Genomic DNA, 18275 nt, shown 5'->3' on the forward strand with positions numbered 1-18275 from the left:
ATGACTGCTGTCGAGGTGGAAAACCTCTCGATGTCCTACCAGGCCCCGGTCCGCAAGGGCGGGCTGCGGGCCGCTTTCCGTTCGCTGGTACGCCGTGAGTACAAGACCGTCCAGGCCCTCGACGAGATCTCGTTCGGCATCGCCCCGGGCGAGGTGGCGGGTTTCATCGGCCCGAACGGCGCCGGCAAGACCACGACCATGAAGATCCTCAGCGGGATCCTGCACCCGACCGCCGGGCAGGTCCGGGTACTCGGCAGCGTCCCGTGGCACCGCCGGTCGCCGTTCCTGAAGCGGATCGCGTTCGTCCGCGGCAGCCAGCCGGTCGGCGGCTCGCAGGAGCTCACGGTGATGGATTCGCTCGAGTACCAGCGGCTGCTGTACGACGTCCCGCGCCCGGCGTTCCGCAGTACTCTCGCCGACCTCACCAAGCTCCTCGACCTCGAACCGCTGGTCGAACGCCAGCTCCGCGCGCTCAGCCTCGGCGAACGGATGCGGGTCGGCCTCGCGATGGCGCTGATCTACCGCCCGGAGGTGCTGTTCCTCGACGAGCCGACGATCGGGCTGGACGTCAGCGCGGCGAGCCTGATCCGCGAGTTCGTCCAGGAGTACGTCGAGCAGACCGGCGCGACCGTACTGCTCACCAGCCACTACATGGCCGACGTCGCGTCGCTCTGCCCGCGGCTGATCCTGATCGACCACGGGCAGGTGCGGTACGACGGCCCGCTGGTGGAGCTGTCCGCGCGGCTGTCGCCGTACAAGCTGATCCGGATCTCCACCCGCGACGACCCGTCCGCATTCGGCGAGGTGGTCGAGAAGGCCGACGGCCAGTGGGTACTGCGGGTGCCGCGGGACGAGGTCGCCGGCACGACGGGGCGCCTCCTGCAGGCGCTGGAGGTGGTGGACCTCGCGGTGGAGGAGCCGCCGCTGGAGAAGGTCATCGACCAGGCGTACCGCGAGGGGTTGCGATGAGGACCGCCGTACTGCTGGGGTTCCGGCTCCGTCAGGACGTGCTGGAGTGGTCGGGCGCGTGGTGGTTCCTGCTGACGCTCGTGGTGCAGGCCGTGGTCGCGCCGCTGATCGGGCTGTTCGTCTGGTCGGCGGTGTACCCGGGGGATCCGGCGATCGGGCGGTACTACGTCGCGGTCATCCTGGTCACGCTGATGACCGAGTCGTTCGAGCAGCACACGTTCTCCGAGCGGATCTACGACGGGACGCTGAGCCACGAGCTGCTCCGCCCGCAGCCCGTCGTACTCGGCGTGATCGCGACGAACCTGGCGGTCCGCGCCTGGCTGACGTTGCTCGGGGCACCGATCGTGCTGCTCACCGCGGTGGCGATGCGGGTCGGGTTCGACGGTTGGGCGGTGCTGCGGGCGCTGCCGTATGTCGTCCTCGCCGCGGTGCTCGTGTTCCTGTGGACGTTCCTGCTGTCGTTGACGGCGTTCTGGACGGATCGGGTGCACGCGGTGGTCGGGTTCGGCGGGCAGGTGATGTTCCTGCTCGGCGGTACGGCGGCGCCGATCGACGTGCTGTCGTCCGGCTGGCGGCGGGTCGCGGAGGTGCTGCCGTTCTACGGGATGACCGGGTTGCCCGCGTCGGTCGCGGCGGGGGTCAGGGCCGGGGCGGTCGGTTTCCAGTTGGCTTGGGTGGTGGTGCTGGTGGGGGCGGTCGTGGTGCTGTGGCGGGCCGGCGTACGGCGGTACACGGCGGTGGGATCGTGAAGGTGCTGCGGCTGTTCGGTGCGGGGTTCTCGATGTCGCTGCGGCGGAGCGTGGCGTTCCGGATCAACCTGTTCTTCGACGTACTGCTGGCGTTCACGGGCCTGGGTACGGCGATCGCGGCGGTGCTGATCGTGTTCACCCGGGCGGACACGCTGGCGGGCTGGTCGAAGGCGCAGTTCCTCGTGCTGATCGGGACGTATCAGCTGATCACCGCGCTGCGGGCGGCGTTCATCGATCCGAACCTGTCGTGGTTCCCGGAGACCGGCATCCGGAACGGGAAGCTCGACGGGTACCTGTTGCAGCCGGCGTCGAGCCTGTTCCTGTCCAGTCTGTCGTTGTCGTCGCCGCTGCAGCTGATCCAGTTCGTGCTCGGCCTCGGCGTACTGGGGTGGGGGATCTCGGATCGCTTGCCAACTGTGGGCGGGGTCTTGAGTTGGTTGGTGCTGGTGATCGCGGGCGTGGTGGTGACGTGGGCGTTGAGCGTTCTGCTGGCGTGCTTGGCGTTCTGGGCGCCGAAGCTGCAGTTGGACGTGTTCTACCACTCCGCCTGGCAGCTCGGGCGCTATCCGACGGATGTGTTCGCGCGGCCGCTCCGGATCATCCTCACCTATGTGTTCCCGATGGCGTTGATCGCCAGCGTCCCGTCGGCCGCGTTGCTTCGGGGGCCTCAGCCCGGTGTGTTGGCCGCCGGGGTCGCGGCTGCGGGCGGCGCGGCCGGCCTGGCGGTTCTTGCGTGGCGGGCCGGGTTGCGGAGGTACACAGGGGCTACGTCGTGATAGGGGGTACAGGAGGACAGGAGATGTCGCCGGATCGGCGGTTGCCGGGGCGACGGTCACGCTCACGGCGGGGTATACGTAGACGACTACGTCCTGTCGTTCTGTACCCGAAGCCGGGTTAGTGTCGCGGGCATGGTTGATGCGTTGTTCGGGGTGCCTCGGTTGGCGGCGGTGTACGACGCGCTGGATCCGGATCGGGGGGATCTGGAGCACTACGCGGCGATCGTGCGAGAGTTCGGCGCCGGGCGGGTGCTCGACGTGGGGTGCGGGACCGGCGAGTTGAGTTGCCTGCTGGCGGGCGCCGGGGTGGACGTGACGGGGGTGGATCCGGCGGCGGCTTCACTGGAGGTTGCTCGGGGCAAGGAGTTTGCGGATCGGGTGCGGTGGCTGCACGGCGACGCGACGACGTTGCCGGCGTTGCGGGTGGAGCTGGCGTTGATGACCGGCAACGTGGCGCAGGTATTCCTCACCACGGAGGAGTGGGCCGCGACGGTGCATGGAGTGCATCAGGCGCTGGAGCCGGGTGGGCGGTTCGTGTTCGAGACCCGGATCCCGGCGCGGCGCGGGTGGGAGGAATGGACCCGCGAGAACACCCATCAGGTGCGCGAGATCAACGGTGAGACCGTCGAGGTCTGGACCGATCTGGTCGAGGTGAGGCTGCCGTACGTCACGTTCCGCGCGACCTACAACTTCTCCTCCGACGGTGCCGTGCTCACGTCCGATTCGACGCTCTGGTTCCGCGAGCGGGACGAGGTGGAGCAGTCGTTGACCGCCGCCGGGTTCGCGGTCGACGACGTACGGGAGGCTCCGGACCGGCCCGGGAAGGAGTACGTGTTCGTGGCTAGGAAGTTGTAAGGAGAGCCGTCAGTGTGTGGTGGGCGGTGCGGGACATGACCGGGTTGGTCTCGACGTAGTACCAGAGGCAACCGATCGCCTGCGCGAACGACCACCCCATCCCACGCCGCCACTCGTCCTCGTCGCTGCCGACCGCGGCCCGGAACGCCGCCCGCGCCGTCGGGCCGAACAGGTTCCAGGCGGGCTGCAGGTCCATCGCGGGGTCCGAGACCGTGAACATGCCCACGTCGATGACGCCTGCCAACCGGCCGTCCCGGACGAGCAGGTTGCCCGGCATCAGGTCACGGTGCGTCCAGGCGTCCGGCTCGGTACGCGACGTCGTGCGCAGCTCGGCCCACAACCTCGTCAGGCTGTCCACGTCGATCATGCCGCGGCTGCGCTCCAGACACTCCGCGACCCACTCGTCCTGCGAGGTCAGCAACCCGCCGCGCCACTGCCCGTCGAAGGTCCGACCCTCGGTCGGCTGCGCACGCAGCGCGAGCACGAACCGCGCGAGATCCTCGGCGTACGCGGTGGCCTCGGCGACGTCGGCGTCGTACGCGATCGTCCCGTCCACCCAGGTCTGCACCGCCCACGGCAGCGGATAGTCCGCAGCCGGCGCACCGATCGCGACCGGTTCCGGTGTCGGGTACGGCGACATCGCGTGCAGCCGCCGCGCCGCCGCGGCCTCGTCCTCGAGTTCCTGCCGGACCGCGGCCGGATCACCGGGCTGGATCGGCAGCCGCGCGGTGAGCCCGTCGCCGATCCGGAACACCGCGTTGACGGTCCCGTGCGACGGTACAGCGCGGATCGGGAGCGCGCTCCACTCCGGGAACTGCTCCTTGACGAGCCCTTCCACCAGGTCGACCGACACGTCCAGCTGTCCTTCGTGCATCACGCCGTGCAGTATCCAGGTCAGGCGGCCGGGGCCGCACACGATTTAGACCAGGACTGCAGGGGCGACGCGGGCGGAGCCGATGCCGCGGTCCGGTTTGCCGAGGCGGAAGCGGACCTTGCCCTTGAGGACGGTCCCGGACTCGGCCTGCCCGTCGACGGGCGGTTCGCCGGGGAAGAGGGTGAACGTCCAGCGGTCGTTGTGCTCGCAGTCCGGCGGGGTCGCCCCGCATTGCAGCACCCGGGCGCCCCAGATCTGACGGGTCATCCAGGTGCGGGTGTCGTACCCGTCGACGATGAAGCCGTCCGAGGCCAGCACGTCGTTGTAGCTTCCGAGGGACGGGCCGTACGACCCGATCACGGTCACCACCAGGCGCCACGGGGCGCTACCCGGAAGTGCGACTCCGGCCGGGAGACGGTCGTCGAAGGCGTCGGGGGACGTCAGCTCGCGGGGGAGTGGGGCGCGGGTGTCGAGCTTCGACGGGTCGGGGACGAGGAGTACGCCGTACTCGACCTCGTCGGCGAAGCGGGCCGCGGCGAAGTGTGAGGACAGCGCGTGGGTGGTCTGCTCCGCCTGGGACCACGGGAAGGTGTCGCGCAGGTAGTCCTCGGTGATCGCCGGTAGACCGCGCTCGTGGACCAGTGGCAGGTCCCAGGCGGCGACCAGTCGTTCCACGGACACGGTGACGAAATCGTTCATGGTTCAGTGGGTGGCGAGGGGGCGGGCGCGGTCGGTGGCGAGGCGGAGTGCGAAGACGGCGAGCGCAGTCCCGGTCAGGTAGCGGTGGATGCGCATCCAGGTCGGGCGGCGGGACAGGAAGACCGCGACCGAGCCCGCGGTGATCACGAAGACCGCGTTCATCACCACGCCGACGGTCAACTGCCCGAGGCCGAGGATCAGGCTCTGGACACCGAGGTGCCCGCGGGACGGGTCGAGGAACTGCGGGAGCAGCGAGATGTAGAGGATCGCGATCTTCGGGTTCAGCAGGCAGGTGAGCAGGCCCATCCCGAACAGCTTGCGCGGGCGGTCCGGTTCCAGGTCCTGCGTCGCGAACACCGACGTACCGCCGGGACGGAACGCCTGCCAGGCGAGCCAGAGCAGGTACGCCGCGCCGGCCAGCTTCAGCGTCAGATAGATCTCCGGGACCAGCGCGAACAGGGTCGCGAGCCCGGCGCTTGCCGCGAGCAAGTACACGAGGAACCCGAGGCCGACGCCGGCCAGCGAGATCAGCCCGGCCCGGCGGCCCTGCGCGATCGAGCGGGAGATCAGGTAGATCATGTTCGGCCCGGGCACGATCACCAGACCCAGCTCGACCAGCGCGATCCCCAGCAGCGCCTCGTTGCTCACCAGCATCTGCGTCGTCCCTCCCTCGGCGGTACGACGAACCTAACAGCGCGACTCCCGCCGGGTCGGGGGTTTCCACAGGACGGTATTGGCTCGCGGCGGATGCTCACCCTCGGTTAGTTTGGGTGTGTACGCCTATGGTTTGAAGGAGACGGTATGAGCGACAAGTCCAGCGAGCCGGCGGACGATCTGCAGAAGAAGTTTCGGGAAGCGCTTCAGAAGAAGAACGCCGGTAACCACTCGCACCCCGGCAGCGGGGTTCGCGGACAGGGTGTCGGCGACGCGCACAACGACAAGCAGAAGCGCCAGTTCCGGCGCAAGTCCGGCAGCTGAAGTTCCGCCGCACTGTCCATCCATCCGATATGAGCCCCGGGTTGCCGCCCGGGGCTCGACCTTTGGTGCGGGATATTGTCGGCTCGTGAGCGAGCCGTTGCATTTCGTCGTCAAGACCCGGTTGATCGAGGTCGTCGAGCGGCTGGGGGAGGGCGCCGCGCTGCCGCCCGAGCGGGTGCTGGCGAAGGACTTCGGGGTGTCCCGGTGGACGATGCGGCAGGCGATCCGGGAGCTGATCGCGGACGGCCGGCTCCGGGCGCGGCAGGGGCAGGGGACGTTCGTCGCGACGCCGAAGCTGGTGCAGCCGCTGGCGCTGGTCAGCTACACCGAGGCGCTCCGGGCGCAGGGGCACACGCCGGGGCGTGAGGTGGTCGCGTTCGACGAGGTGGTCGCGGACGCGGAGCTCGCGGAGCAGCTGAAGATCGCCGAGGGTGCCCCGGTGCACCGGCTCGAGCGGGTGCTGTTCGCGGACGGGCAGCCGATCGGGCTGGAGACGACGTACCTGTCGGTGGCGCGTTTCCCCACGTTGCGCGAGGTGCTGGAGCCGACCGGTTCGCTGTACCGCTGCCTGACCGATCAGCTCGGGGTGCGGTTCGGGGAGGGCGAGGAGCTGGTCGAGACCGTGATCGCGACCCCGCGCGAGGCCGAACTGCTGAAGGCCACCCAGTCCCTCCCGATGCTCCTCCTGCACCGCAACAGCCGCGACGCCACCGGCGACCCGATCGAGGTCGTCCGCTCCCTCTACCGCGGCGACCGAGTCGGCTTCCGAGCCATCCTCCGCCCCTGACCCACGCCCCGCACCCCCCTCGCCGCCGAACCCACGCTCCTGCGCCGTCCTCGCCACTGAACCCACACCCCGCGCCGTACCTCGCCCCCGAAGGCCCGTCCCGCGCCCTCCCGCGCCGCGCCCTCCCGCGCCGTGCCCGCGCGCCGTGCCCGCGCGCCGTGCCCGCGCGCCGTGCCCGCGCGCCGTGCCCCCGCGCCGTGCCCCCGCGCCGTGCCCCCGCGCCGTGCCCCCGCGCCGTGCCCCCGCGCCGTGCCCCCGCGCCGTGCCCCCGCGCCGTGCCCCCCGCGCCGTCCCTGCGTCGGCTTCCGAGCGATCCTCCGCCCCTGACCCACGCCCCCCGCCGTCCCCGCGCCGTCCCCGCGCCGTCCCCGCGCCGTCCCCGCGCCGTCCCCGCGCCGTCCCCGCGCCGTCCCCGCGCCGTCCCCGCGCCGTCCCCGCGCCGTCCCCGCGCCGTCCCCGCGCCGTCCCCGCGCCGTCCCCGCGCCGTCCCCGCGCCGTCCCCGCGCCGTCCCCGCGCCGTCCCCCCTGCCGTCCCCCCTGCCGTCCCCCCTGCCGTCCCCCCTGCCGTCCCCCCTGCCGTCCCCCCTGCCGTCCCCCCTGCCGTCCCCCCTGCCGTCCCCCCTGCCGTCCCCCCTGCCGTCCCCCCGCCGTCCCCCCCGGCGCCGTGCCCCCGCGCCGTGCCCCGGCGCCGTCCCCTCCGCGCCGTCTCCTCCCGCCGTCTCCTCCCGCCGTCCTCCCGCGTCGTCCTCCCGTGTCGTCCTCCCGTGTCGTCCTCCCGCGTCGTCCTCCCGCGTCGTCCGCCCGCGCCGTCCGCCCGCGCCGTCCGCCCGCGCCTCGCCCCCGCGCTGTCCCCCCGGCGCCGTCCTCCCGCCGTCCACCCGCACCGTTCCCCGCGCCGACCCCGGGCGGTCCTCGCGCCGGGCTCCGTGGTTGGGGCGGATCGCCAGGCCATCACAATTGCGCTGGTCGGGGCAGTTGTGCGCTGGGGTGCGTCGCGGTGGGGGGATTGTGATGGCCTGGGGGTCCGCCAGCCAACTGTTCGTCCGGGGTTTACCTGCTGGACCGGCGTCCCGCATGCTCTCTTCATTGGTCCGGACCAATCTTGGTCTCGACGAGAGGAGCGGATGTGCGGGTGGTTGTGGTGGGTGGTGGCGTGCTGGGCACGTTCCACGCCTGGCAGGCGGTACGGCGCGGGTACGAGGTGCTGCACCTCGAGCGTGAACTCGAGGCGCGCGGCGCCAGTGTGCGGAACTTCGGTCTGGTCTGGGTCAGCGGCCGCGCCGACGGCGCCGAGGTCGAGCTGGCGCAGCGGGCCCGCGACCTGTGGACCGAGGTGCCGGGGATCGGCGTCCGGACCGCCGGCTCGCTGACGGTCTGCCGGAGCGAGGCCGAGCTCGCGGTCGCCAAGGAGGCGGCGGCCCGCCCGGACGCGGCGGCGCGCGGGTTCCAGGTACTCGACCCGGAGCAGACCCGGGAGCGCAACCCCGCGCTGAAGGGCGACCTGCACGGCGCGCTGTGGTGCGCCCGGGACGCGATCGTCGAACCGCGCGAGATCCTGCCGGCGCTGCGCGCCGAACTGGAGAAGTCCGGCCGATACAGCTTCGGAGGAGGACGCGAGGTACGCAACGTCCGGTCCGGCGAAGTCGTCGACGACCACGGCGACGTCCACGCGGGCGACCTGGTGTTCCTCTGTACGGGCGCCTGGCACAGCGGGCTGATCCGCGAGCTGACCGACGACCTGCCGGTACGCCGGGTGCGCCTGCAGATGATGCAGACGGCGCCGCTCGACGACACCCTCACGACCGCGGTCGCGGACGGTGACAGCTTCCGGTACTACCCGGCCTTCGCCGGTCCCGCGCTCGGCGACCTGCCGCCGCAGGCGAAGATCGCCGACGCGCACAAGATGCAGCTGCTGATGGTGCAGCGGACGCACGGTGGACTGACGATTGGCGACACCCACGAGTACGACGAGCCGTTCGGGTTCGACGTACAGACCGATCCGTACGACTACCTGCGCGGGGTGGTCGAAAGCATTCTCGGACGGGAACTGCCCGTGATCACCCAGCGATGGGCTGGGGTGTATTCGCAGGCCACCAGCAATGAGGTGGTGGTGCGGCGAGAGGTTGCTTCGGGCGTGTATCTCGTGACCGGGCCTGGCGGACGCGGGATGACGATGGCGCCGGCGATCGCCGAAGCGAGCTTCGAGGCGATCGAGGGCGCACGCTCGCCGCGACCCGGATCCCCTGCAGGCGTTGACGACCTGGCTGGACGGGCGTCCGACGAAGGGGCGGGGCGATGATTCAGCTGGCGGTGCTCGACATGGCGGGGACGACTGTTGCCGATGACGGGCTGGTCGAGCGGGCGTTCACCGCGGCGATCGGGGCCCAGGGCATCGAACCGGGGACCCCGCGGTACGACGAGATGATCGCGCATGTTCGCGCCACGATGGGCGAATCCAAGATCACCGTGTTCCGCGCGCTGCTGGGCGCCGAGGACGCGGCGCAGCAGGCTAACGCGGCGTTCGAGGCGGCGTACGGCGAACTGATCGACGACGGACTGGCGCCGATCGACGGTGCGGCCGACGCGATCCAGGAACTCCGGGACGCCGGCATCAAGGTCTGCCTGACCACCGGCTTCGCCGAGACCACCCAGCACCGGATCCTGACCGCTCTCGGCTGGCAGCAGCTGGCCGACCTCACTCTCTGCCCGGCGCAGGCGGGCCGCGGCAGACCGTACCCGGACATGGTGCTCAAGGCACTCCTCGAACTGCGCGCCGACGGCGTCCGGAACGTGGCCGTGGCCGGGGACACCGCCTACGACATGACGACGGGGATCCGGGCCGGTGCCGGGATCGTGGCCGGCGTCCTGACCGGTGCCCACGGCAACGAACAACTGACCGCCGCGGGCGCGACGCACGTACTCGAGTCGGTCCGGGACCTGCCCGGCCTGCTCCTCGATCGAAGGCTGGAGAAGTGAAGGCACTCAAGACCCTGCTCGCCACCACCCTCGTACTGACCGTTGCCGCCGCCTGTGGCGGGACCGGTGCGGCCTCGACCACCGGCGACGGTGCGAAGAAGACCGTCACCGTCTACACCGCCGACGGACTCGCCGACTGGTACAAGACCCGGTTCGACGCGTTCACCCAGAAGACCGGGATCAAGGTCCAGACCGTCGAGGCGGGCTCCGGCGAGGTGGTGTCGCGGCTGCAGAAGGAGAAGTCCAACCCGCAGGCCGACGTCGTCGTCACGCTGCCGCCGTTCATCCAGAAGGCGGACAAGGACGGGCTGCTGCAGAAGTACGCCGTACCTGGCGCGGATCAGGTGAAGGGCGTCAAGGGCGACGACTACGTCACGGTCGTCGACAACTACCTGTGCTTCATCGCGAACGCCCAGGCCGGTACGCCGAAGACGTTCGACGACCTGCTCGACCCGAAGTTCAAGGGCAAGCTGCAGTACTCGACGCCGGGGCAGGCGGGCGACGGTACCGCCGTACTGCTGCTGCTCCAGCATCTGCTGGGGAAGGACGGCGCGCTGGCGTACCTGAAGAAGCTGGAAGCCAACAACGTCGGGCCGTCCGCGTCCACCGGCAAGCTGCAGCCGAAGGTGAGCAAGGGCGAGTTGCTGGTCGCGAACGGCGACCTGCAGATGAATGCGGCGTCGATCGCGAACGACAAGTCGGCGTTCAGCATCTTCTTCCCGGCCGTGCAGGGCAAGCGGACGACGCTGGCGCTGCCGTACGTGATGGGGCTCGGTGCGGGGGCGCCGAACGCCGACGGCGGTAAGCAGCTGATGGAGTACCTGCTGTCGACGGACGCGCAGCAGACGATCTCGAAGGACGCGTTCGGGCTGCCGGCGCGCGACGACGTACAGCCGACCGACGCGAACTTCACGTCGGTGCGGAAGGCGACCGACGGGGTCGAGGTGTGGCAGCCGGACTGGGCCGCGGTGCTGACGGAGCTGGATGCGGATGTGGCGGCGTACACGAAGGCTGTGGGATGACCGTTCAGCTCGAGGACGTGACGGTGCACTTCGGCCGTACGTGCGCGCTGGAAGGACTGGACCTGAGCGTCGCGGCCGGTGAGACGGTCGCGCTGCTCGGGCCGTCCGGGTCCGGGAAGTCGACCGCGCTGAAGGCGGTGGCCGGATTCGTCCGGCCGTCGCGCGGGCGGATCCGGCTCGGCGGCCGGGACGTCACCGAGCTCCCGCCGGCGCGGCGGGGGATCGGGGTGGTGGTGCAGAACTATGCGTTGTTCCCGCATCTGCGGGTGTCGGAGAACGTCGCCTTCGGCCTGAAGGCCGCACACAGGCCGAAGGCGGAGGTGGCCGCGCGGGTCACGGAAATGCTCGAGATGGTCGGGATGGCGGATTTCCGGACGCGGTTTCCGCGGGAGTTGTCGGGTGGGCAGCAGCAGCGGGTGGCGATCGCGCGGGCGCTCGCGATCAAGCCGCCGGTGTTGTTGCTGGACGAGCCGTTGGCGGCGTTGGACGCGCAGTTGCGTGCGGACATGCTGGGTGAGCTGCAGAAGCTGCGGCGGGAGGTGCCGGACATCGCGATCGTGTATGTGACGCACGATCAGTCGGAGGCGCTCGCGCTGGCGGATCGGATCGCTGTCATGCGGGACGCGCGGCTGGTGGATGTCGCGCCCGCGGCCGAGTTGTACGCCGCCCCGCCGTCGGCCTTCACCGCGTCGTTCCTGGGCGGGGCGAACCTGCTGCCTGTCGAGATTTCCGAAGGCGCCGTCAGGGTGGCAGGCCACGAGATCCCAGGACTGACAGCAGAAACCGGTGGATCGCTCCTGTGCATCAGACCACACGCCATCCGCCTGTCGCCGAGCGGTGCGGGGGCGCAGGGCGAGGTGGGAGGTGCCGGTGCCGCCGCGCTGGGTGATGCGGGGGCGCTGGGTGAGGTCGGAGGGCCCGGCGCCGCCGCCCCGGGCAGTGCGGGGGTGCTGGTGGAAGGTTCCGGTGCCGCTGCGCTGGGTGGTGCGGGGGAGTTGGTGGGTGGTGCCGGCGCCGCTGCGCTGGGTGGTGCGGGGGTGCTGGGTGAGGTGGGAGGGGCCGGTGCCGCCGCCCCGGGTAGTGCGGGGGTGCTGGTGGAAGGTGCCGGTGCCGCTGCGCTGGGTGGTGCGGGGGTGCTGGGTGAGGTGGGAGGGGCCGGTGCCGGCGCCACCCCGGGTGGTGTGGGATCGGTTGTGGGGCTGGGTGGGCGGGTGGTGGGGGTGCAGTGGCGGGGGGACTCCAAGCGGGTTACCTGTGCTGTGGAGGGGTTGGGGGATGTGGTGGTGCGGGTGGATGTTGCGGCGGATCGGTGGGTGCCGGAGTTGGGGGCTTCGGTGGTGCTGGGGTTGCCCGTCGAGGCTTGCAGTTTGGTGGTGGGGGACTGATGGCTGTCGAGGCGCTGGGGACCGCGCTGGTGGTGGATCGGGGCCGGCGGCGGGACGGGAAATGGTTGTGGGTGCTGCCGCCGTTGCTCGTGATCGCGGTGCTGGTGGTCTATCCGCTGGTGCTGGTCGCGGTCGAGTCTGTGCCTGCCTGGGGAGTGGTGATCGGATCGGCGGAGTTCCGCGACGCGCTGGTGCGGACCGTGCGGATCGCGGTCTGTTCGACGATCGGGTGCATGATCGTGGGGACCTTCCTCGCCGTGGTGATCAGCTTCGTGCCGTTCCCGGGCGCGCGGGTGGTGGCCGGCCTGGTGGACACGATGCTGGCGCTGCCGTCGTTCCTCGTCGCGCTCTCGTTCACCTTCATCTACGGGAGTACGGGCATCCTCCGCGCCGGCGGGTTCCTCACCTCGCCGTGGGCGGTGGTGCTGGCCGAAGTCACGTTCTACACCCCCTTCGTCATGAGACCGTTGCTAGCGGCAATGAGTCGCCTCCCGCGCGCCCAGCTCGACGTCGCCGCCAGCCTCGGCGCGGGCCCTTGGCGGGTACTGCGGCAGGTAGTACTCCCCGAAGTACGACCGGCCCTGGTCGCCGGCGGCAGCCTCACGCTACTGCTGACGCTGAACGAGTTCGGCATCGTCCTGTTCCTCGGCGCGAAGAACACCACCATGCTCCCGATGCTCGTGCACACCAAGGGCATCGTGATGTTCGACTACCCGGGCGCCTGCGTGATCGCCGTCGTCCAGATCGCGCTATCGCTCGGCCTGTACGCCGTACTGCGGGCAGCGCTCGGAGGAGGCCGCCGTGCTCGTCTGGACTAAATCGGGAAAGGCCGTCGTCTGGACCGCCTTCGCGGTCGTCTTCGGCGTACTCGTCCTGGCGCCGTTCCTGGTCGTGATCGCCGCCGCGTTCGCCGGCTCGTGGAACGGCGTACTCCCGTCCGACCCGACCACCAGCCATCTCCAGCAGGCCCTGTCCGGCGACGAACTCGCATCGCTTTCGGTCAGCCTGCAAACAGCGTTCATGGGTGGGCTGCTCGCGGTCCTGTTCGGCACCTGGGGTGCACTCTCGGCCGCGAACACCCGGTTCGCCCGCCTCGCCGACGCCATGCACCACCTCCCGATCGCCGTACCGTCCGTGGTCGTCGGCCTCGGGCTGCTGGTCGCGTTCTCCCGGCAGCCGATCCTGCTCAACGGCACGAAGTGGATCGTGGTGATCGCCCACCTCGTGCTGATGGTTGCCTTCAGCTACGGAACGGTCGCGGCCGCCCTGCAGCGCGTCGATCCGTCGTACGCCGATGTCGCCGCCTCGCTCGGTGCCTCGCCGGCGCGGGTGTTGTGGCGGGTCCGGTTGCCGATGCTGCTGCCCGCGATCGCCTCGGCGGCCGGGTTGTCGGTCGCGCTGTCGATGGGCGAGATCGGGGCGACGATCATGGTCTACCCGGCGTCGTGGCGGACGCTGCCGGTGAGCATCTTCGCGCTGACCGACCGCGGTCAGGCGTTCGTCGCCGCGGCCGAGGCGGTGGTGTTGCTGGTGGCAACCGTCGTCCTCGTCCTCATCCTCGATCGGCTGCGGGGTCGGGCTGCCGAGCGCTGAGCAGCCCGGCCAGGCGGTCGAGTTCGGGGTCCCAGCCCAGCCGGTGGTTCGCGGCGTCCTCGGCGGTCGCGAACCCGGTGTGGCTGAGCCGCATCCGGGTCCCCTCCGGCACCTCGGTCAGCTCGACCTCGACCCGGGTCGGCGCGTCGTCGGTCCCGTCCCACCGCCAGCTGAACACCAGCCGGTTCGGCGGTTCGACCTCCAGGTACGTACCGCGGACCACATGCGGCCCCATCTCCACGACGTACGACCCACCCTCGCGTACGTCCGCGTCGACCTTCAGCGACAGCCGCGGGTTCGGGCAGTACCACCGGGCCAGCAGCTCGGCGCGCGTCCAGGCGTCGTACACCCGCGCGATAGTTGCCGGAAGCACCCTTTCGATCCGGATCTCAGTGTCCATCGCCGTCCTCCCGCAAGAGCTCTTCCAATCGGTCAACGGTGCCGTTCCAGTACGACGTGAGGTCGCCGAGCCACTGCTCCACCTCGGCGACCGCCTCCCGCCGGAGCGAGCACACCACGGTCCGGCCGGCCCGCTCCCGCCGTACCAGCCCGGCGTCGACCAGCACCCGGACGTGCTTGGTCATCGCCGGCGGCGTGAGCCGGTGCGGCCCGGCGAGTTCCCCCATCGTCGCCGGGCCGCGACTCAGCCGGCCCACGATCGCCAGCCTGGTCGGATCCGCGAGCGCTCCGAACGTCCGTGGCAGTCCAGTCAGCACCCGCAATACTTCACCAATTGGTGAAGTGTCTTGTCAAGGGCGGACCTCGAAGACCAGGTTGAACGGCGTCTGCGCGACGGTCCGGAATCGGGTGAACCCGGCCGCCTTGGTCACGTCCCGGATCCGCGCCGGGCCGGCCTGCGTACCGAGTGCGAGGCCGACCGGCTGGGACAGCGAGGCCGGTGTGCAGAGCAGCGTGGAGAAGCCGTAGTACGCCCGGCCGACCGGGTTGAGGTTGTCCTCGACGTGGTCCCCGGCCATCGGCTCGACCAGCATCCACGTCCCGTCCGGCGCCAGTGCGTCGCGGACGTGCCGGGCGGTCCCGACCGGGTCGCCCATGTCGTGCAGGGCGTCGAACGTCGTCACCAGGCCGAACCCGCTCCCGCTGAACCGGTCCGCCGGCGCCACCTCGAACGACGTCCGGTCGCCGACCCCGGCGTCGGCCGCGCGCTGCCGGGCGGTCTCGATCGACGCCTGGTGGTAGTCGGAGCCGGTGAACGTCGACCGCGGGAACGCCCCGGCCATCAGGATCGTGGACGCGCCGTGCCCGCAGCCGATGTCGGCGACCGTCGTACCGCGCTCCAGCTCGCCCACGACACCCTCCAGCGCGGGCAGCCAGCTGGTCAGCAGATTCGCGTTGTACGACGGCCGGAAGAACCGCTCGCACCCGATGTGGACATCGGACGTGTGCTCGTGCCATCCGATCCCGGCGCCGCTGCGGGCGGCCTCGATCGTCTCGGTGGCGTGGTTGACGGTGCCGAGCGCGATCTGGAAGAAGCCGGGCAGGTACGCCGGGCTGCTCGGATCGGTCAGCGCCACGGTCTGCTCCGGCGGCAACGTGTAGCGGCCGGAGGTCGCGTCGTACTCGACGAGTCCGCCGGCGGCCTGGGCGTTCAGCCACTCCCGTGTGTAGTGCTCGTCGGTGCCGGTCCGCTCGGCGAGCTCGGCCGGTGTCGCCGCGCCGTGGTCGGCGAGCGCCTGGTAGTAGCCGAGCCGGTCGCCCATCACCACGAGCGCCGCGTTCAGCGTCGCGCCCACCTCGTCGACAGCCTTGTAGACCAAGCCCATCAGCTTGTCGGCGTCAATCGCAACAGTCATCGCTCTGTCCCCCTTCGTGGGAATCGGTACGCCGAACGTAGGCAGCCGAGCCCGGCCGTCGCGTCAGGTGGGGCACCTGGTGGCACACTGCGAACATGCTGATCGGGCGGGATGCCGAACGCCGGGCGATCGAGCAACTGATCGCGGGGGCGCGGGTCGGAGCCGCGGGCGTACTGCTCGTGACCGGCGAGCCCGGCATCGGCAAGACCACCCTGCTGGACGAGGCCGCCGTACTGGCCGACGGACTGCAGGTGCTGCGCGCCCGCGGCACCGAGGCCGAGAGCGAACTGCCCTTCGCCGGACTGCTGCAGCTGTTGCGGCCCGCGCTGACCGACCTGGACCGGATCCCCGGCCCGCAGCGGACGGCACTCGCCGCGGCGCTGGCGCTCGGACCGGGTACGGCAGGCGCGGCCGACCGCTTCGCCGTCGGCGCCGCCACCCTCAGCCTGATCTGCCGGTACGCCGAGAACACGCCGGTCGTGCTGCTCGTCGACGACGCCCATCTCCTGGACCGGCCGTCCGCGGAGGCCGTGCTGTTCGCCGCCCGACGGTTGGTGGCCGACCCGATCGCGATGGTGATCGCGGTCCGCAGTCAGCAACTGCAGCCGTTCCAGGCCGACCTGCCGACGCTCCGGCTGGACGGGATCCCGCTCGACGCCGCGCAGCAGATCATGCGGCACCTCCCGGCGGAACTGGTCGAGCAGCTGCACCACACCGTGGCGGGCAATCCGCTGGCGTTGCTGGAGCTCGCCGATGATCCTGAGCGGCTGCTCCGGATACCTCCCGGCGTACCGCTCCCGGTCCCGGCGATGCTCGCGGAAGCCTTTGCCAGCAGGGCGAACGGGCTGAGCCGGGACGCGCGGACCGCCTTGCTGATCGCGGCGGTGGACGACCCGGAGCTCGGGGTCGTGTCCCGTGGGTGCGCCGAGGCCGGTGTCGACGTGGCTGCGCTGGCCGAAGCCGAGGCGGCCGGGTTGATCGCGATCCGCGACAGCCAGGTGCAGTGGCGGCACCCGCTGGTTCGGTCGGCGATCTACACCAGCGCCGACCCGGCGGAACGCCGTACGGCGCATCAGGCGGTTGCCCGGGCGACGCCCGACCCGGACCGACGCGCGTGGCACCTGTCGGAGGCCGTCCTCGGTGCCGACGACGAAGTGGCGGCCGGGTTGGTCGTTGCGGCCGAGCATGCGGCGTCCCGCGGTGCGTATGCGGTCGCGGCGACGGCGTACGAGCGTGCCGGCCGGCTGAGCCGGGGATCGCCGGACGCCGCGGTCCGACTGGTCGCGGCCGGTGAAGCCGCGTGGTCGGCCGGGCAGGCGGAACGGGCCGAGGCGTTGCTCGACGACGCGTTGCTGCTGCGGCCGCCGGTGCCGGTCTCGATCCACGTCCAGGCGATTCGCGGCGACATCGAGCTGAAGTGCGGGTCGCCGCGGCGGGCGCTCGACATCCTCGTCGCGGCCGCGGCGGAATCCACCGAACCGGAAGTCGCCGTCGGACTGCTCGCCGACGCGGTCGCGGCCTGTCTGCAGTTGTGCGACACCGCCGCCGGACTCGACGCGGCCGGCCGGCTCGACAGTCTGCTGCCGGTGCTCGAGCGGCCGGGCGCGCGGATCGTCGGCATGCTGGCGAGCGGCGTCGCGAAGGTCCTCGCCGGCGGCAGCGGCGGGACGGACCAGATCCGCGACGCTCTCGCTCTGACGCCGCACGACGAGGCCGGCAAGGATCCGCGCCGGCAGTACTGGACGGTGATGGGGGCGTTGTTCCTCCGGGAGACCGGGACCGGGCGGGCGTTGCTGCAGCAGGCGATGCACGAACGGCGTGAACAGGTCGCGCTGGCGGCCTTGCCCGGGCTGCTGTTCCTGCTCGCCCGCGACGACGCGACGACCGATCGGTGGGCCGACGCCGAAGCGTCGTACGACGAGGCGATCCGGCTGGCACGGGAGACCGGCGAGACGACCGAAGAGGCGATGAACCTGGCCGGACTGGCCTGGCTGATGTCCCACCAGGGCAGGGCGCGGTCCCAGGAACTCGCGCTGCGCTGCCTGCGGATCTGCGCACAGCACGAGATCCACATCGGTACGACGTGGTCGCTGTTCGCGCTCGGCGACCTGGAGCTCGCCCGGGGCGACCCGGCCGCGGCGTTGCCGCAGTACGAGCGGCTGGTCGGCGTACTGGCCGAGTACGGCATCAAGGATCCGGACCTGTCGCCGGCTCCGGAGCTGGCCGAGGTGTACCTGCGGTTGGGGCGTCCGGACGACGCACGGCGGGTGGCCCGCGAGCACTCCGTACTCGCGGAGGCGAAAGGGCAACCGTGGTCGTTGGCGCGCGCGGCCAGGGCGCTCGGGGAGGCCGGCGAGAGCGAGCAGGAATTCCTTACCGCGCTCAGCCGGCACGAGCAGACGCCGGACGCCTTCGAGCTGGCCCGGACCCGGCTCGCGTACGGCGCATGGCTCCGGCGGGTACGGCGGCGCGTCGACGCGCGGACCCAGCTCCGGCTCGCGGTGCAGGGGTTCGACCTGCTCGGTGCGCTCGGCTGGGCCGACCAGGCGGCGGCCGAACTCAAGGCGACCGGCGAGACCGCACGGCGCCGGGTGCCGAGCACCGCGGACGACCTGACGCCGCAAGAGCGCCAGATCGCCGTACTGCTGGTGGACGGGAACAGCATCCGGGAGGCCGCGGCCCGGCTCTTCCTGAGTCCGAAGACCGTCGAGTACCACCTGCGCAAGATCTACGCGAAGCTCGGCATCCACTCCCGCGGCGAGCTGGCCGACCACCTGGCCTCGGGCCGAACGTAGGCT

Annotated in this window: 19 protein-coding genes; 13 read left to right on the forward strand and 6 right to left on the reverse strand. The window is 71.3% G+C overall.

What is annotated here, in order from left to right; genetic code table 11:
* The 4 genes from ACQHIV_RS39540 (at window position 1) to ACQHIV_RS39555 (ending at window position 3349) form a co-directional block, all read left to right on the forward strand.
* Window positions 1-969, forward strand: a complete 969-nt coding sequence (locus tag ACQHIV_RS39540) for an ABC transporter ATP-binding protein (RefSeq protein ID WP_427889486.1) — start codon at window positions 1-3, stop codon at window positions 967-969.
* The gene (locus ACQHIV_RS39545) at window positions 966-1718 is read left to right on the forward strand and encodes an ABC-2 family transporter protein (RefSeq protein ID WP_427889488.1); all 753 of its coding nucleotides are present in this window, start codon (window positions 966-968) and stop codon (window positions 1716-1718) included. Before ACQHIV_RS39540 ends, ACQHIV_RS39545 begins: the two co-directional genes overlap by 4 nt.
* The gene (locus ACQHIV_RS39550; RefSeq protein WP_427889489.1) at window positions 1715-2494 is read left to right on the forward strand and encodes an ABC transporter permease; all 780 of its coding nucleotides are present in this window, start codon (window positions 1715-1717) and stop codon (window positions 2492-2494) included. Before ACQHIV_RS39545 ends, ACQHIV_RS39550 begins: the two co-directional genes overlap by 4 nt.
* Before the next feature lie 132 nt (window positions 2495-2626).
* Complete coding sequence (locus tag ACQHIV_RS39555; RefSeq protein WP_427889491.1) at window positions 2627-3349, forward strand: class I SAM-dependent methyltransferase; 723 nt, start codon at window positions 2627-2629, stop codon at window positions 3347-3349.
* On the opposite strand, the gene ACQHIV_RS39560 is transcribed toward ACQHIV_RS39555, so the two are convergent.
* The 3 genes from ACQHIV_RS39560 to ACQHIV_RS39570 are packed head-to-tail and all read right to left on the reverse strand — an operon-like array spanning window position 3336 to window position 5576.
* A complete protein-coding gene (locus ACQHIV_RS39560; protein ID WP_427896655.1) occupies window positions 3336-4223 on the reverse strand; it encodes an aminoglycoside phosphotransferase family protein in 888 nt (295 codons plus the stop codon). The genes ACQHIV_RS39555 and ACQHIV_RS39560 overlap by 14 nt on opposite strands.
* 45 nt (window positions 4224-4268) lie before the next feature.
* Window positions 4269-4922, reverse strand: a complete 654-nt coding sequence (locus ACQHIV_RS39565; RefSeq protein ID WP_427889493.1) for a hypothetical protein — start codon at window positions 4920-4922, stop codon at window positions 4269-4271.
* A gap of 3 nt (window positions 4923-4925) precedes the next feature.
* Window positions 4926-5576, reverse strand: a complete 651-nt coding sequence (locus tag ACQHIV_RS39570; RefSeq protein WP_427889495.1) for a LysE family translocator — start codon at window positions 5574-5576, stop codon at window positions 4926-4928.
* Window positions 5577-5723: 147 nt separating this feature from the next.
* On the opposite strand from ACQHIV_RS39570, the gene ACQHIV_RS39575 reads away from it, so the two are divergent.
* The 8 genes from ACQHIV_RS39575 to ACQHIV_RS39610 all read left to right on the forward strand — a co-directional run bounded on the left by ACQHIV_RS39575 (window position 5724) and on the right by ACQHIV_RS39610 (window position 13663).
* Entirely contained in the window at window positions 5724-5900 is a 177-nt protein-coding gene (locus tag ACQHIV_RS39575) for a DUF5302 domain-containing protein (RefSeq protein ID WP_427889496.1), read from the forward strand.
* Between the two features lie 85 nt (window positions 5901-5985).
* On the forward strand, window positions 5986-6687 hold the full coding sequence (locus ACQHIV_RS39580; protein ID WP_427889497.1) for a GntR family transcriptional regulator: 702 nt from the start codon (window positions 5986-5988) through the stop codon (window positions 6685-6687).
* Window positions 6688-7813: 1126 nt separating this feature from the next.
* The gene (locus ACQHIV_RS39585; RefSeq protein ID WP_427889499.1) at window positions 7814-8986 is read left to right on the forward strand and encodes a TIGR03364 family FAD-dependent oxidoreductase; all 1173 of its coding nucleotides are present in this window, start codon (window positions 7814-7816) and stop codon (window positions 8984-8986) included.
* The gene (locus ACQHIV_RS39590) at window positions 8983-9663 is read left to right on the forward strand and encodes a phosphonatase-like hydrolase (protein ID WP_427889501.1); all 681 of its coding nucleotides are present in this window, start codon (window positions 8983-8985) and stop codon (window positions 9661-9663) included. Before ACQHIV_RS39585 ends, ACQHIV_RS39590 begins: the two co-directional genes overlap by 4 nt.
* Window positions 9660-10685, forward strand: a complete 1026-nt coding sequence (locus ACQHIV_RS39595; RefSeq protein ID WP_427889503.1) for a 2-aminoethylphosphonate ABC transporter substrate-binding protein — start codon at window positions 9660-9662, stop codon at window positions 10683-10685. The genes ACQHIV_RS39590 and ACQHIV_RS39595 overlap by 4 nt, the downstream gene beginning before the upstream one ends.
* Window positions 10682-12070, forward strand: coding sequence for an ABC transporter ATP-binding protein (locus tag ACQHIV_RS39600; protein ID WP_427889505.1), 1389 nt, complete (start codon window positions 10682-10684; stop codon window positions 12068-12070). Before ACQHIV_RS39595 ends, ACQHIV_RS39600 begins: the two co-directional genes overlap by 4 nt.
* Window positions 12070-12888: a 2-aminoethylphosphonate ABC transporter permease subunit gene (locus ACQHIV_RS39605; protein ID WP_427889506.1), complete on the forward strand. Its 819-nt coding sequence runs from the start codon at window positions 12070-12072 to the stop codon at window positions 12886-12888. The genes ACQHIV_RS39600 and ACQHIV_RS39605 overlap by 1 nt, the downstream gene beginning before the upstream one ends.
* On the forward strand, window positions 12872-13663 hold the full coding sequence (locus tag ACQHIV_RS39610; protein ID WP_427889508.1) for an ABC transporter permease: 792 nt from the start codon (window positions 12872-12874) through the stop codon (window positions 13661-13663). Before ACQHIV_RS39605 ends, ACQHIV_RS39610 begins: the two co-directional genes overlap by 17 nt.
* Here the strand turns inward: ACQHIV_RS39610 and ACQHIV_RS39615 are convergent.
* Genes ACQHIV_RS39615 through ACQHIV_RS39625 form a run of 3 tightly spaced genes read right to left on the reverse strand, consistent with a single transcriptional unit; the run spans window position 13623 to window position 15477 of the window.
* Complete coding sequence (locus ACQHIV_RS39615) at window positions 13623-14063, reverse strand: SRPBCC family protein (RefSeq protein WP_427889510.1); 441 nt, start codon at window positions 14061-14063, stop codon at window positions 13623-13625. The genes ACQHIV_RS39610 and ACQHIV_RS39615 overlap by 41 nt on opposite strands.
* Window positions 14053-14379 carry an ArsR/SmtB family transcription factor gene (locus tag ACQHIV_RS39620; RefSeq protein ID WP_427889512.1) on the reverse strand — a complete coding sequence of 109 codons (327 nt, stop codon included), beginning with the start codon at window positions 14377-14379 and terminating at the stop codon, window positions 14053-14055. Before ACQHIV_RS39620 ends, ACQHIV_RS39615 begins: the two co-directional genes overlap by 11 nt.
* Window positions 14380-14412: 33 nt before the next feature.
* A complete protein-coding gene (locus ACQHIV_RS39625; RefSeq protein WP_427889514.1) occupies window positions 14413-15477 on the reverse strand; it encodes a class I SAM-dependent methyltransferase in 1065 nt (354 codons plus the stop codon).
* Between the two features lie 95 nt (window positions 15478-15572).
* Here ACQHIV_RS39625 and ACQHIV_RS39630 point away from each other — a divergent pair, with 95 nt between their 5' ends.
* Window positions 15573-18272, forward strand: a complete 2700-nt coding sequence (locus tag ACQHIV_RS39630) for an AAA family ATPase (RefSeq protein WP_427889516.1) — start codon at window positions 15573-15575, stop codon at window positions 18270-18272.
* Window positions 18273-18275: the final 3 nt, after the last annotated feature.

Origin of the sequence: Kribbella polygonati (assembly GCF_050320105.1) — a bacterium.
Lineage (GTDB): Bacteria > Actinomycetota > Actinomycetes > Propionibacteriales > Kribbellaceae > Kribbella.

Coding starts and splice junctions, on each gene's coding strand:
- ACQHIV_RS39540 (WP_427889486.1), top strand. CDS start 1: ATGACTGCTGTCGAGGTGGAAAACCTCTCGATGTCCTACCAGGCCCCG.
- ACQHIV_RS39545 (WP_427889488.1), top strand. CDS start 966: ATGAGGACCGCCGTACTGCTGGGGTTCCGGCTCCGTCAGGACGTGCTG.
- ACQHIV_RS39555 (WP_427889491.1), top strand. CDS start 2,627: ATGGTTGATGCGTTGTTCGGGGTGCCTCGGTTGGCGGCGGTGTACGAC.
- ACQHIV_RS39560 (WP_427896655.1), bottom strand. CDS start 4,223: ATGCACGAAGGACAGCTGGACGTGTCGGTCGACCTGGTGGAAGGGCTC.
- ACQHIV_RS39565 (WP_427889493.1), bottom strand. CDS start 4,922: ATGAACGATTTCGTCACCGTGTCCGTGGAACGACTGGTCGCCGCCTGG.
- ACQHIV_RS39570 (WP_427889495.1), bottom strand. CDS start 5,576: ATGCTGGTGAGCAACGAGGCGCTGCTGGGGATCGCGCTGGTCGAGCTG.
- ACQHIV_RS39575 (WP_427889496.1), top strand. CDS start 5,724: ATGAGCGACAAGTCCAGCGAGCCGGCGGACGATCTGCAGAAGAAGTTT.
- ACQHIV_RS39590 (WP_427889501.1), top strand. CDS start 8,983: ATGATTCAGCTGGCGGTGCTCGACATGGCGGGGACGACTGTTGCCGAT.
- ACQHIV_RS39600 (WP_427889505.1), top strand. CDS start 10,682: ATGACCGTTCAGCTCGAGGACGTGACGGTGCACTTCGGCCGTACGTGC.
- ACQHIV_RS39605 (WP_427889506.1), top strand. CDS start 12,070: ATGGCTGTCGAGGCGCTGGGGACCGCGCTGGTGGTGGATCGGGGCCGG.
- ACQHIV_RS39615 (WP_427889510.1), bottom strand. CDS start 14,063: ATGGACACTGAGATCCGGATCGAAAGGGTGCTTCCGGCAACTATCGCG.
- ACQHIV_RS39625 (WP_427889514.1), bottom strand. CDS start 15,477: ATGACTGTTGCGATTGACGCCGACAAGCTGATGGGCTTGGTCTACAAG.
- ACQHIV_RS39630 (WP_427889516.1), top strand. CDS start 15,573: ATGCTGATCGGGCGGGATGCCGAACGCCGGGCGATCGAGCAACTGATC.